Here is a 13,605-nt window from a genome sequence, read left to right on the forward strand (position 1 = left end):
CTTAGTTTCCATCGCCGCTCGTCAGCCCTGCAGTGAGCAGGTTGACTTGGCTGTTGAAGAAGGTGGCGTCGGTGCCGAACCGAAGGGTTTCGCCGATTCCGAGCGACCCCTCTCGGATGAAAGCGAAGCCGTACTCACCCGCATCTTGGTCGGATTGGTACCGAATGACGTAGCCGTTGTAGTCGGCGGTGTCGTTGACGATTGCGCGTCCGTCTTCGCCCACCTGCCGCCCGAGGATGCTATCGACAGTCCCCTGCTGCACTCGGTTGATGACCTCGAACGAGAGTTCCGGGTTGTACTCGTAGCCGAACACGAGCGCCTGGCCGGGAACCTGTTGGGCCGCCTCGGTCGCCGCGGCGGTGTCGCTCGCTCCGAGGCCGAGCGCGACTGCACTCGACGCGAGCGCACCTTTCTTCATGAACGAGCGCCGGGACTCGTCGTCGATACTTTCGTGGTTTTCGTCTGCTCCATCCATAGTTTCGTTCCTCCGATGGCCCCTCAGTGAGGCCACACAGGACGATAGACCCGGATGTAAATAAACCGAAAACACCGTTCAGAAGGCTTCAAAGTCGAAATATCCGCATTCCACCACCCTGTCAATCGTCGGTGAGATACACCGCCGCCGAATCGGTAGCTACGTGTTTGAAATAGTATATATTTATCCGCCTATCAGTCACTGACCGTTCCGAAACCGGGTTTCGTACAGGTAAGTCCGAATCCATTTCCTGGGTTCAGTGGCCACCAGATGCTCTCTCCCGCCCGTTTTGGTGGGCAGTCACTCGAACGAATCGGTCTCCGGCACGTCGGTCGTGGAGCGATACGTGACATATAACCCACACCTATCGACAGTGGTATCAGAGCGAGAACAGCATCCGGCCGTGCGCCTCTCCGGCCACGTGTTCGTTCTCGACAACTATCGCGGACTGGACCGTTTTCCACGGCCCAAACGGCGAATAATCATTCGTACTCCACCGTTGGGAAAGGAAGTTACCTGCGGGTAACTTTCGCTAAACTGGGGTTGAAACGCGCGACCGGGAAAGCATTAAGACGGTCGAGAGTTGCCAGCGCGACGAGATTACGCCTCCGCTTCCGCCAGCGGCGCGACCGCAATCGTCATCGTGACGCCTTCGACTTCCCACTCCTTGCGGTGGCCGTCTTCGACCGCGGCCACCTCGTCGGCGCGGACCTCCTCTTTCACGAGGTCCATGCGCTCGGCCACGAGGTCGGCCACGCGGTTGTCGGCCACGTCGAGTTCGAGGCGGATGCGCTCCTCGATGTCGAGGTCCATCTCCTTGCGCATCTCCTGGACGCGGCGGATGACCTCGCGGGCGTAGCCCTCGCTCTCGATGTCCTCGGTGAGTTCGGTGTCCACGTAGACGACGCCGTGCTGGTCGCCGTCGGTGTCGAAGCCGACGCCCGTGACGCCCTCGGGCGTCTGGGTGACGAACTCGACCATCTCCTCGGTGAGATCCACGTCCATGTCGGTGTCGGATTCGACCGCGGTTTCGAGCGCGGCGAGCGTGGGTTCGGCCACGCGGGCGTCGTTGAGCGCCTGCATGACCCGACCGGCGTCGTCGCCGAACTTCGGCCCGAGGACGCTCATGTCGGCCTCGGCGCTGTAGTGGAGTTCGCCCCAGCTATCGCCGGGTTCGACGACCTGAATCTCGCGAGCGTTGAGGCGGTCGGCCAGCAGGTCGCGGTGGCGCTTGACCGCTTCGACGGTGCGGTCGTGGTCGGCGTCGACCACGATGCGCGTGACCGGCCAGCGGAGCTTTCGCTCGGCCTGCTGGCGGGCGTTCGACCCGGCCTCCTCGATGGCTCGCAGGAGCGTCACGTCGGTTTCGAGTTGGGCGTCCTGCCAGTACTCGTCGGCCTCGGGCCAGTCGAGCATGTGGACCGTGTCGTAGCCGTCGTCGCCGGTCAGGGTGTCGTATATCGTCTCGGTGACGAAGGGCGCGTAGGGCGCGAGCAGGGCGACGACCGTCGTCAGCACCTCGTAGAACGTGGCGTAGGCCGCCAGTTTCGAGGCGCTGTCCTCTTCCTCCCACATGCGCTCGCGGACGACCTGGATGTAGAACCGCGAGACGTCCTCGACCACGAAGTCCAGCAGGACGTGCAGAGCCTTGTCCTGGCGGTAGTCCTCCCAGTGGTCGGTCATCTCGGCGACGACCGACTGGAGGCGTGCGAGGACCCACTCGTCCACGAGTTCGAGGTCGTCGTCGACGTCCGAGAGCGTGGTCCCTCCGGCGGTTTCACCGCCTCCGTCTCGACGTCCCTGGACGTCGCCAGGTTCGAAGTCGTCGAGGCGCATGTACGGAAGCGGGAACCGGAACACGTTCCAGAGGATGTTGAGGTCCCGCTGCATCTCGGCGGTCTCGTCCCACGAGAACCGCATGTCCTCGCCCTGCGGGTTCACCGAGAGCAGGAACATCCGCATCGGGTCCGTGCCGTGCTTCTCGATGACTTCGTGGGGGTCGACGAGGATTCCCTTTGACTTTGACATGCCGCGGCCGTCGGGCATGTTGGCGTACCCGTGCATCAGCACCTCCTCGTAGGGAATCTCGCCGACCGCGGCGGTTCCCATGCCGAGTTGGGACCAGAACCACCCGCGGGTCTGGTCGTGGGCCTCCATGATGAGGTCGGCGGGCCAGAGTTCCTCGAACGCCTCCTCGTTCTCGGGGTAGTCGAGCGTGCCCCACGACGCGACCGACGAGTCGAGCCACACGTCGAACACGTCCGGGACGCGGGTGTAGGTGGTGCCGTCCTCGGTGATGGTGAGGTCGTCTACGGTGCCCTTGTGGAGGTCCACGTCGTCCGGGTCGACGTCCTGGTCGACCTTCTCGGCGAGTTCCTCGCGGGTGCCGACGACGACGACGTCGTCCATGCTTCCGTTCCAGTCTTCGGGCGTCCAGATGGGAATGGGAATACCCCAGTAGCGCTGGCGGGAGACGTTCCAGTCCGGAGCCTCCTCCACGAAGTCCCGGAAACGATTATCTCGCGCCCATTCTGGGTGCCACTCGCTGTCCTCGATGTTGTCGAGCAGTTGGTCCTTGACGTCGGTGATAGTGATGAACCACTGGTCGGTGACGATCTGGATGATGCCGGTGTCGCACCGCCAGCAGTGGCCGTAGCTGTGAGTGGTCGTCCCCGACGAGAGCATCAGGCCCTCGGCTTCGAGGTCGGCGATGATGTCCTCGTCGGCGTCCTTGACGTACTGCCCGGCGTACTTCCCGGCGGAGTCGTCGTAGACGCCGTCGCTGCCGACCGGACAGAAGATGTCCAGTCCGAGTTCGGTGCCGCGCTCGAAGTCCTCCTCACCGTGACCGGGCGCGGAGTGGACCAGACCGGTGCGATCCACTTCCACGTAGTCGGCGGTGTAGACCTGTAGCGCGTCCTCGCCGGAAGCGTGGTCCGGCACTTGCTCGTGGAGGGGATGGTCGTACTTCCAACCGACCATCTCCTCGCCGGTGAACTCGGCGTCGACCTCGTAGTCGTCGTACCGGCCCTTCTTCAGGACCTCCTCGACGCAGCCATCTGCGAGGTAGAGGACTTCCTCCTCGCCGTCCTTCTCGGCGCGGACCTGCTGGTAGGTGACGTCGCCATCCACCGCGACGAAGGTGTTGGCGGGGATGGTCCACGGGGTCGTGGTCCAGATGACGAGGTATTCGTTGCTCGCGGCTTCGCCGCTCGCTCGGTCCGAGGACTCGCTTCGCTCGTCCTCGCGCTCCCGCTCGCGCAGGGGGAACTTGACGTAGATGGAGGGGTCCTCGACGTCCTCGTACTCGACCTCGTTGTTGGCGATGGCGGTCTCGCATCGGGGGCACTGGGAGATAGAGCGCATGCCCTGCTCGACGAGTCCCTTCTCGTGGGCCTGCTCGAAGCCCCACCACGCCGCCTCCATGTACTCGGGGTCGACCGTCTTGTAGGGGTCGTCCCAGTCCATCCAGACGCCGAACGACTGGAAGTCGTCGCGGAGACCCTCCAACTGCTCTTCGGCGTACTCCTTGCACTCCTGGATGAAGTTCTCCTCGCCGAACTCCTCGATGTCCTTCTTGTTCTCGAAGCCGAGGTTCTCCTCGACCCGCGTCTCGATGGGCAGGCCGTGCATGTCGTAGCCCGGCCGGTCGGTCACGTCGTGACCCTGCATTCGGAGATAGCGGATGTAGGCGTCCTTGAGCGTCTTGTTCCACGTCGTGCCCATGTGGGCCGCGCCGGAGGTGTACGGCGGGCCGTCCACGAAGAAGAACGTCTCCTCGTCGGCGCGATGCTCCTTCGTCTTCTCGTAGGCGTCTACCTCGTCCCAGTAGTCGAACACCCGGTCCTCGACCGAATCCGGGTCGTACTGGTCTTCGACTTCGCCGAACCTGCTCATACCTGTTCTGTTCTCCTACGGAGTTAAATTGGGTTCGGTTGTGCAGTTGGGTCTGTGGACGCGGAGTGCGCTCGGCTGCTCTGAAAAATCACCACCGCCCGACGCGATATTCGGTGCGCGATATTCGATGCGCGATATTCGATTATTGACCCGGCGCGCGCGAGCAACGCGCGCGAGGGACGAGGACCGAAGGGAGCGAAGCGACCGAGGACCGCAGGAGGTTGGGGAGGGCCGAGGTTGCGGTGCTGTGCGGTTGCGGTAGACTCCTTTGCTCAAGTCTGAAGCTGGCTTCGTCCCGCCGTCCACTCTCGTTTTTCTCGCCGTTCCCTCTCGTTCCGTGCCGACTGAACAGGTCGTCGGCTCGGACAGTAGCTATCCTGCCTGTAGAAATATCTAGATAGTTTAAAGCAAATCAACTATTTGTAAAAGAAACAAATGGGCAACTCGTACCGAATCCGACCGAACCGCGCAGAAGAAGCCTCAAACTTCATACCCCAAGCGACCAAACACACCCGATAGAACCATGAGCCAAGACGACTGCATCTTCTGCCAAATCGTCGACGGCGACATTCCGAGTCGCAAAGTCTTCGAAGACGACACCGCGATGGCCTTCCTCGACGCGAATCCGCTCGCGCCGGGCCACACCCTCGTCATCCCGAAGGAACACCACGAGACCCTCGAAGAGACTCCCGAGGACGTGGCGGCCCACGTCTTCGGCGCACTCCACCGCCTCAACACAGCGGTCGAACACGCCGTGGACGCCGACGGGACCAACGTCGCGTTCAACAACGGCGAGGCCGCCGGACAGGAGGTTCCGCACGTCCACGGCCACATCATCCCGCGGTTCGAGGGCGACGGCGGCAACCCGATTCACGCCGTGGCGGGCAAGCGTCCGGACCTCTCGGAGGCCGAACTGGACGAAATTGCCGAGGATATTCACACCCAGCGCGACTGAGCGTCGGCGGTTCCGAGCGACCAAGCGCACTCTTTTATATCAGTCCGTGACAACCTCGAAGCAATGACCCACTCGACTGCCGCGCTCGTCGGCGCGACCGGTGGCGCAGGCACGACTCGACTCGCCGTCGAACTCGGCGCGACCCTCGCCCGCGACGGCCGCGAGGTCGCAATCCTCGACGCTGCCTTCGATACCGAGGGACTGGCCCGCCACGTCTCCGGGCGCATCGACCCCGACCTGACGAAACTCCTGACCGGAGAGGAATCCCATCCGGACGACCGGCCGCTCTCGGACGGTCTCCGGGAGCATCCCGCGACCGCCGACCTCGCGGGACGACTCGAACTTTGTCCGGCCCGCGCGCCCTTCGAGCGGATGGCCCGCACGAAGACCGCCGACGCCGCCCAGCGATTCGAGACCCTCCTCGCCGAGGCCGACGCGGAGTACGACCACGTGCTGGTCGATACCCCGCCGGTCGCCGCGAACCAGGCCGTCGCCGCCGTCACGACGGCCGAACAGGTCGCGGTCGTCGCACCCGCGAGCGAGCGCGGCGTGGACGCGGTCCAGCGCACTCGCGGGCGGGTCGCCGACGTGGGCGCGAGCGTGGACGCCGTGGTCGCCAATCGCGCCGAACCCGAGCATCCCCTCCGGAGCGCCGACGCCGCAGTTCCGGAGAGCGAAGTGACGAGCGTCGAGGGAGTGCCTGCGAGCGTCGGCGCGAACGACGACCCAGAGGCAGGGTTCGCGCCCGCGGTCGCTCACGCCGCGGAAGCCGTCTTCGACGCCGAGTTGGGACTGGAGTTCGAGGACCCCGGACTGCTGGATTTCGACCCGGAAGAACTACTGCCAGACGCGCTGTCCTGATTCTCGACGGTTAGAGTCGTTCGTCTCTCCCGCTCATCGTCCCGGCCAACGCGTCACGCTTTTCGACGGCGGCGTCTCCATCGCGGGCGAACGCTCCTTCCACGAGGTCGCTCGCGCCCGGAAGCGGGTTGTGAGTCTCCACGAACGTCGCCAGCGCGAACTCGGTCTCGTTCGCGCCCGCGAGTTCGCGGGCCTCGGTCCGCGAGAGGTCGGCCGAGAGCCAGTCGCGGACGATTCGGTGGGCGTCGGACGTCAGCGGCGAGACGCCCTCGCACCCGAGCAGGTGGAGGGTCTTGGCCGCGGTCATCGGGGCGACTCCCGCGTCGTGAGCAGTGTCGCCGACCGACTGGCCCGACGTGTGGCCCTCGATTATCGTCGCCGCGGAGACGGCGTCGCAGGGCAGGTCGGCGGCGAACTCGGCGAGTCTCTCTCGGAGGTCTCCCGAGTCTGCAGTCGCGTCCACCGACGCGACTCCCCGGTCGCGTTGCTCGGTGGTGACTTCGAGGCCGTCTGCGATGTCCGAGAGCGCCATACGCTTCGGTTGTCACGTCATCTACTTAAAGTTCGGCGACAGGTATCGGGTTCGATAACCACGCGGTCGGGAGAGCCTACCGGTTAACGGTACCTTCTTCGGGGCGCGTTCGGTCGTTTCCCGGCGTCTCGGCCTTCCTTTAAATAGGATTTCGAGCGAAGTTTCGACTGTGATGAGCGAAGCACACGTGCCAAGCCGGACGTGCCCGGAATGCGACGGACGACTGACCCCCGACAGCGACGAAACGGTCTGCTCGGACTGCGGCCTCGTCGTCTCCGAGGACCGCCTCGACCGCGGTCCCGAGTGGCGCACGTTCGCGGACGACGACACCGACAAAGAGCGAACCGGCGCTCCCCTCACTCGGTCGCGCCACGACCGCGGCCTGACCACCGAAATCGGCCACGACAGCGATTTACGGCTGACTGGCCGCAAGCGTCGGCAGGTCGCCCGGATGCGCAAGCACCACGACCGGGCGAAGATAGGATCGAAGACGGACCGGAACAAGGTCTACGCGTACACCGAGATTCGGAGACTAGTCGGTGCACTCGACCTCCCGAAATACGTGCGAGATCAGGCCTGTACCTTGTTCAAATCTGCACAGAAAGAAGACCTCGTTCGAGGGCGGTCGCTGGAAGGGTTCGCCACTGCGACCGTCTACGCCGCGTGTCGCACGCGGAACCTTTCGAGAACGCTGACCGAGGTGGTGGACGCCGCTCGAGCAGACAAAAGCGAGCTGAAACGCGCATACGATGCGTTGAACCGTGAACTCGGGCTTCCGACCGGTCCGATCGACCCGAGCGAATTCCTCGCACGGTTCGCGTCACGGTTGGACTTGCCCCATCGAGTGGAACAACGCGCCCACGAACTGACGGCCGAGGCGAAAGACCGGGGCATCGTCGCGGGCAAAAATCCGGGTGGCATCGCAGCGGCGTGTCTGTACACCGCTGCACGCGAGCAGAACCACGCGCTGACGCAGAAAGCGGCTGCGGATGTCGCTGGCGTTACAGCGGTAACGCTCCGGTCGACGTTCGATACGCTCCGAAAATCCGAGTGTACCACTATCACCGGTCCTTGACCAGCGAACCGAGACACCATACACACTATCCGTTTGTGTCGTACACAAAAAACTTAAACAACGCCGCGGTGAACGACTACGAGAGTAGCGTTGTCATGCCACAGGCAATCTTCGACGACAGCGAGTACCAGCGACGAATAGCCCGAACGAAAGAGCGGATGCGCGAGGAGGAACTCGACGCCCTCGTCGTCTCCGACCCGGCGAACATGAACTACCTCACCGGCTACGACGGGTGGTCGTTCTACGTCCACCAGGCCGTCCTCGTGACCCTCGACCGCGACGAACCGGTGTGGGTGGGTCGGGAGATGGACGCTAACGGTGCTCGGGCGACCACGCAACTGGACGAGGAGAGCATCCGGGCGTACAGCGACGACCACGTCCAGTCGCCGTACGACCTCCATCCGATGGACTTCTTCGCCGACCAACTGGAGTCACTCGGCGTCGCCGACGGGCGAATCGGACTCGAGATGGACGCCTACTACTTCACCGCGAAGTCGTACACGCGCATCCAAGAGAACCTACCCGAAGCTACCTTCGAGGACCACACGCTCCTCGTCAACTGGGTGCGTATCAAGAAGTCCGACCAGGAGATAGAGTACATGCGACAGGCCGCTCGCATCTCCGAGAACGCGATGCAGGCCGGACTCGACGCCATCGAGGAAGGCGTGCCCGAGTACGAGGCCGCGGAGGCGATATACTCGGCGCTCATCGACGGGACCGACGAGTACGGCGGCGACTACCCCTCCATCGTACCACTGATGCCGTCCGGCGACCACACCGGGACGCCCCACCTCACGTGGACCGACCGACCCTTCGAGGACGGCGACCCGGTCATCATCGAACTCTCTGGATGTCGGCACCGATACCACTCGCCGCTAGCCCGGACGACGTTCGTCGGCGACCCGCCGGACGAGGTTCGAGAGACCGCCGACATCGTCGTCGAAGGCATGGAAGCGGCGCTCGACGCGGCCGAACCCGGTGTAACCGCCGAATCGGTCGAGAAGGCGTGGCGAGACACCATCGCGAAGTACGACGTCGAGAAGGAGGACCGCATCGGCTACTCGATGGGACTCGGCTATCCGCCGGACTGGGGCGAACACACCGCCAGTCTCCGACCCGGCGACGAGACGGTCCTCGAAGAGGACATGACCTTCCACATGATTCCGGGCCTCTGGTTCGACGACTTCGGGGTCGAACTCAGCGAGACGTTCCGAGTCACTTCGACCGGAGCGGAAACGCTAGCCGATTTCCCGCGAAAACTCTTCCAGGCGTAATGATGACGACGACAAACGCGGAGCCGGACGACGGGGACGACGGCAAAGAAGTGGAACCGGACTCGGCGCTCGTGACCGCACGACGCCAGTTGGAGCGAGCGGCCGCCCACGTCGACGTGGACGACGGCGTCATCGAGCGCCTCAAACACCCGACCCGGGTCCAGCGCGTGGCGGTGCCCCTGGAGCGTGACGACGGGTCGGTCGAGGTGTTCACGGGCTATCGGTCCCAGCACGACGACGTGCGCGGCCCGTACAAGGGCGGCCTGCGTTTCCACCCCGCGGTGGACGCCGAGGAGTGCATCGGGCTCTCGATGTGGATGACGTGGAAGTGCGCGGTCATGGACCTTCCCTTCGGCGGCGGCAAGGGCGGAGTCGCAGTGGAACCCAAGGACCTCAGTACCGACGAGAAAGAGCGCCTGACCCGGCGGTTCGCCGAGGAGTTACGCGACGTGGTCGGCCCGAAGAAGGACGTTCCCGCTCCCGACATGGGGACCGACGCCCAGACGATGGCGTGGTTCATGGACGCCTACTCGATGCAGGAGGGCGAGACCATCCCCGGCGTCGTCACCGGGAAACCGCCCGTCGTCGGCGGGAGCGAGGGCCGCGAGGAAGCGCCGGGTCGCTCGGTCGCCATCATCGCCCGCGAGGCCGCCGACTACTACGACTACGACCTCGACGAGACGACGGTCGCCGTACAGGGGTACGGGAGCGTCGGCGCGAATGCCGCCCGCCTGCTCGACGACTGGGGTGCCGACGTGGTCGCCGTCAGCGACGTGAACGGAGCCATCTACGACCCCGACGGTCTGGACACACGCTCGGTCCCGACCCACGAGGAGGAACCCGAGGCCGTGATGACTCACGACGCGCCCGAGAAACTCTCGAACGAGGAAGTGCTCGAACTCGACGTGGACGTGCTGATTCCGGCAGCCGTCGGCAACGTCATCACCGCGGACAACGCCGGCGACGTGCAGGCCGACGTCGTGGTCGAGGGCGCGAACGGCCCGACCACCTTCGCCGCCGACGCCATCCTCGAAGAGAACGACGTGGCGGTCGTCCCCGACATCCTCGCCAACGCGGGCGGGGTCACCGTCTCGTACTTCGAGTGGTTGCAGGACATTAACCGCCGCCAGTGGTCGCTCGAACGAGTTCACGACGAACTCGAAACCGAGATGCTCCGAGCGTGGAACGCGGTCCGCGAGGAGGTCGAAGCGCGTGACACGTCGTGGCGGGATGCCGCGTACGTGGTCGCGCTCTCGCGCATCGCCGAGGCCAAGTCTACTCGCGGACTCTGGCCCTAACGCATCTGTAGTCGCATTTTTGGTTTTTGTTCGGTCGCTTCGTCGACGCGCCTCCGGCGCGACTGCTCGGAAGGGCGTTCGTCTTCCGGTGCCCACGACCTTCGATGCTCGTCCCTCACGCGGTTCGCGCGGACGGTCGAGTCGAGCGATGGCCGCCCGGGAACTTTATATATTGCCCTGAGAAAGAAAAATAGTTCTTAGACCGCGGAAGATATATTTTAGCGACGGTTCACTCGCCGACCGTTTCCGCGATCTTCTCGATGGGATGGGGCGGGTCGTCGCTGGACCCTTCCCAGTCGCCGAGTTGGGTCCGGCAGGACGCGCCGGGCGCGACCACGGTGTCGCCGTCGCTGTCATCGACCTGCTCGAACAGGATTTCGCCGATATCACGGCTCATCGAGTAGTGCTCGGCCTCGTAGCCGAAGCTTCCGGCCATGCCACAGCACCCCGAGTCGAGCGCGTCGACCTCGTAGCCCGCCGACCGGAGGGCGCTGGCGGCGTGACCGTCCTTCTTGATGGCCTTCTGGTGGCAGTGGCCGTGGTAGGTCAGCGACTCGCCGGGCGCGTCGAGGTCGATATCGTCGGTCAGCTCGAACCGGTCGAGGTACTCACAGACTCCGTAGGTGTTGGCCGCCACGCGCTCCGCGTCCCGACCCGAGACGAGGTCGAGGTAGTCCGACTGGAGCATGACCGCGTCGGAGGGTTCGACCAGCACCACGTCCCACCCGTCGCGGACCTTGGGCGCGAGGGCTTCGACGTTCTGTTCGGCGCACTCCCGAGACACGTCGAGGAAGCCCTTCGAGTGGGCCGAACGGCCGGTGGCGGTCACGTTCGCCGGGACGCGGACCCGGACGCCCGCGGCTTCGAGGACCCGGACCGCGGCCTTGCCCGCCTCCGGGTGGTTGTAGTTGGTGTAGGTGTCGGGGAACAGCGCGACCTTCCGGGCGGCCTCGTCGGCCGAGATGCGGGGGCCGCCGCGGGCCTCGAACCAGTCCACGAAGCTCTCGCGGTGGAACGTCGGGAGGCTTCGCTCGCTGGCGATGCCCACCGTCTTCTCCAGCAGGGTTCGCGCTCCCGGGAGTTCGCTCGCCCAGTTCGAGACGGGTGCGAGGGCGCTCCCGAGCGCGTTGAGCCGGTCTATTTCGGCGAACAAGCGGTCTCGTAGACTCGCGCCGTATTCCTCGTGGTGGGCGTGTTCGACTTCGGCCTTGAGTTTGGCCATGTCCACCTCCGAAGGGCAGTCGCGGGCACAGCCCTTACAGCCGATACAGAGGTCCATCACTTCGGCCATGAACTCCGTGTCGAGTTGCTCGTCGTCGGGCAAGTCGCCCGACATCGCCTGCCGGAGCAGATTCGCCCGACCCCGCGTGGCCGTGCTCTCCTCGTCGGCCGCGCGGTAAGTCGGACACATCACGCCGCCGGTGGTCTCCTGCTCGCCGCGACAGCCACCGCAGCCGTGACAGAGTTCGACCATGCCCTGAAAGCCGTTCTCGTTCTCCCAGTTCAGCGCGGGGTCGAATCCGGCCGAGAACTCGTAGTCGGGGTCGAATCGCAAGTTCTCGGTCATGTCGAAGTCGCCGCAGACGTTGCCCGGATTCAGGAGCCAATCGGGGTCGAACGCCGTCTTGAGGTCCCGAAAGAGATTCCAGACGTCGTCGCCGTACAGCTTTCGGTTCCACTGGGTCCGGGCGCGGCCGTCGCCGTGTTCGCCCGACACCGACCCGTCGTACTCGACCACGAGGTCGGTCACGGCGTCCGAGATGGACTCCATCTGGTCGACGCCGGCCGGACTCTTGGTGTCCACGAGCGGGCGCATGTGCATGCACCCCGGACCGGCGTGAGCGTAGAAACTCGCGAAGGTGTCGTTGTCCTCCAAGACCTGTTGGAAGTCGGCCACGTAGTCGGCGAGGTTTTCGGTCGGAACCGCGGTGTCCTCGATGAACGAGATGTGCTTGGCGTCCGACGTGCGAGAGAGCAGAATCGGCATGCCGGACTTCCGGAGCTTCCAGAGCTGGGCGCGTTCGTCGGCCTCGTAGGCCTCCAGCGCGTCGAAGGCGCGCTCTCCCTTCCGGTCCGCGAGGAGGTCGGCGACCTGTTCGCGGCCGTCCGCAACGTCGTCGGCGTAGAACTCCACGAGCAGGGCCGTCTCGGTCCCCTCGGGGAGTCGGGAGGCCACGTCCGAGAACTCCTCGGTGTCCCGAGCGAGGTCGAGGAGGACGTCGTCGATGGCCTCGACGGCCGCCGGGTCGTGGTTCCGAACGATGTCGTCCACGTCGGCCATCGCGTCGAGCAGGTCCCGGTACGTGAGGAGCGCGACCGCCTTGGTTTCGGGGACGGGTTCGAGCGAGACGGTGGCCTCGGTGACGATGCCGAGGGTGCCTTCGCTCCCGGCGAGCAGTCGCGCGAGGTTGACGGTGCCCGATTCGGCCTCTTCTATCAGCCTGTCGAGATTGTAGCCCGAGACGTTCCGCTTGAGTCGGGGGAAGACCTCGCGTATCGCCTCGCGTTCGTCGTCCACGACGCGCCGAACCGCGTCGTAAATCTGCGCCTCGCGGTCGCCCTCGGGGTCGGCCACCTCGCGGAGTTCTTCTAGCGACACCTCGCCGAAGGTGGTCACGGTACCGTCGGCGAGGACGACCTCGCACTCCTCGACGTAGGCGTCGGTCTTGCCGTACTTCAGCGAGTGCGCGCCGGTCGAGTTGTTGCCGATGGCGCCACCGATGGTGCTCCGGTTTCCGGCCGCGGGGTCGGGCGCGAACTTCAAGCCGTGGGGGTCGAGTTCGGCGTTCAGGTCGGCGAGGACGGCCCCGGCCTGCACTCGAGCGAGGCGGTCGTCGGGTCGCACGTCGAGGAGGTCGCCCATGTAGTTCGTGAAGTCGAGGACGACCGCCTCGTTGACGGCCTGTCCGGCGAGACTGGTGCCACCGCCCCGAGGCAAGACCGGAATCTCGCGGTCGGCGCAGTAGGCCATCACGGCCGCCACGTCGTCGGACGATTCCGGGAGGACGACGCCGACCGGCGTCACCTCGTAGGCGCTGGCGTCTGTCGCGTAGAGTTGACGCGTGTACTCGTCGAATCGCACGTCTCCGTCGACGCGGGCCACGAGGTCGGACACGAAGTCCGCTCTCGCCTCCTCGCCGCCGACGTAGTCGTAGTCGGCGCGGGGGTCCGCGGCGGGGTCGGTGCGACCGGTCTCGTCTCGGGGGTCGTTCGGAGTATCCTGTGTAGCCATGTGGTC

9 protein-coding genes are annotated in these 13,605 nt (G+C 65.1%); 5 read left to right on the plus strand and 4 right to left on the minus strand.

Annotated features, from left to right (window positions below):
* Position 1 precedes the first annotated feature (1 nt).
* Both E2484_RS17830 and ileS read right to left on the minus strand, forming a co-directional pair.
* Positions 2 to 475 (minus strand): hypothetical protein, encoded by a 474-nt coding sequence (locus E2484_RS17830; RefSeq protein ID WP_137286538.1) that lies wholly within the window; start codon positions 473 to 475, stop codon positions 2 to 4.
* 600 nt (positions 476 to 1,075) lie between these two features.
* Positions 1,076 to 4,372 (minus strand): isoleucine--tRNA ligase, encoded by a 3,297-nt coding sequence (gene ileS / locus E2484_RS17835; RefSeq protein WP_137286539.1) that lies wholly within the window; start codon positions 4,370 to 4,372, stop codon positions 1,076 to 1,078.
* Positions 4,373 to 4,895: 523 nt separating this feature from the next.
* On the opposite strand from ileS, the gene E2484_RS17840 reads away from it, so the two are divergent.
* Positions 4,896 to 5,327: an HIT family protein gene (locus tag E2484_RS17840; protein WP_137286540.1), complete on the plus strand. Its 432-nt coding sequence runs from the start codon at positions 4,896 to 4,898 to the stop codon at positions 5,325 to 5,327.
* Between the two features lie 63 nt (positions 5,328 to 5,390).
* Positions 5,391 to 6,188, plus strand: coding sequence for an AAA family ATPase (locus tag E2484_RS17845; RefSeq protein WP_137286541.1), 798 nt, complete (start codon positions 5,391 to 5,393; stop codon positions 6,186 to 6,188).
* A 10-nt stretch (positions 6,189 to 6,198) separates the two neighbouring features.
* Here E2484_RS17845 and E2484_RS17850 read toward each other — a convergent pair whose 3' ends face one another.
* A complete protein-coding gene (locus E2484_RS17850) occupies positions 6,199 to 6,720 on the minus strand; it encodes a DUF7858 family protein (RefSeq protein ID WP_137286542.1) in 522 nt (173 codons plus the stop codon).
* A gap of 172 nt (positions 6,721 to 6,892) precedes the next feature.
* On the opposite strand from E2484_RS17850, the gene E2484_RS17855 reads away from it, so the two are divergent.
* From E2484_RS17855 to gdhB, 3 genes are all read left to right on the plus strand, one after another.
* On the plus strand, positions 6,893 to 7,795 hold the full coding sequence (locus E2484_RS17855; protein WP_137286543.1) for a transcription initiation factor IIB: 903 nt from the start codon (positions 6,893 to 6,895) through the stop codon (positions 7,793 to 7,795).
* A gap of 95 nt (positions 7,796 to 7,890) precedes the next feature.
* Positions 7,891 to 9,069 (plus strand): M24 family metallopeptidase, encoded by a 1,179-nt coding sequence (locus tag E2484_RS17860; protein ID WP_137286544.1) that lies wholly within the window; start codon positions 7,891 to 7,893, stop codon positions 9,067 to 9,069.
* A gap of 2 nt (positions 9,070 to 9,071) precedes the next feature.
* On the plus strand, positions 9,072 to 10,367 hold the full coding sequence (gene gdhB / locus E2484_RS17865) for a glutamate dehydrogenase GdhB (protein WP_137286702.1): 1,296 nt from the start codon (positions 9,072 to 9,074) through the stop codon (positions 10,365 to 10,367).
* Between the two features lie 229 nt (positions 10,368 to 10,596).
* Here the strand turns inward: gdhB and E2484_RS17870 are convergent, their stop codons facing one another.
* Entirely contained in the window at positions 10,597 to 13,599 is a 3,003-nt protein-coding gene (locus tag E2484_RS17870) for an FAD-binding and (Fe-S)-binding domain-containing protein (protein ID WP_137286545.1), read from the minus strand.
* Between the last annotated feature and the right edge of the window lie 6 nt (positions 13,600 to 13,605).

Origin of the sequence: Halorussus salinisoli (assembly GCA_005239435.1) — an archaeon.
In the GTDB taxonomy this organism is placed as follows: domain Archaea; phylum Halobacteriota; class Halobacteria; order Halobacteriales; family Haladaptataceae; genus Halorussus; species Halorussus salinisoli.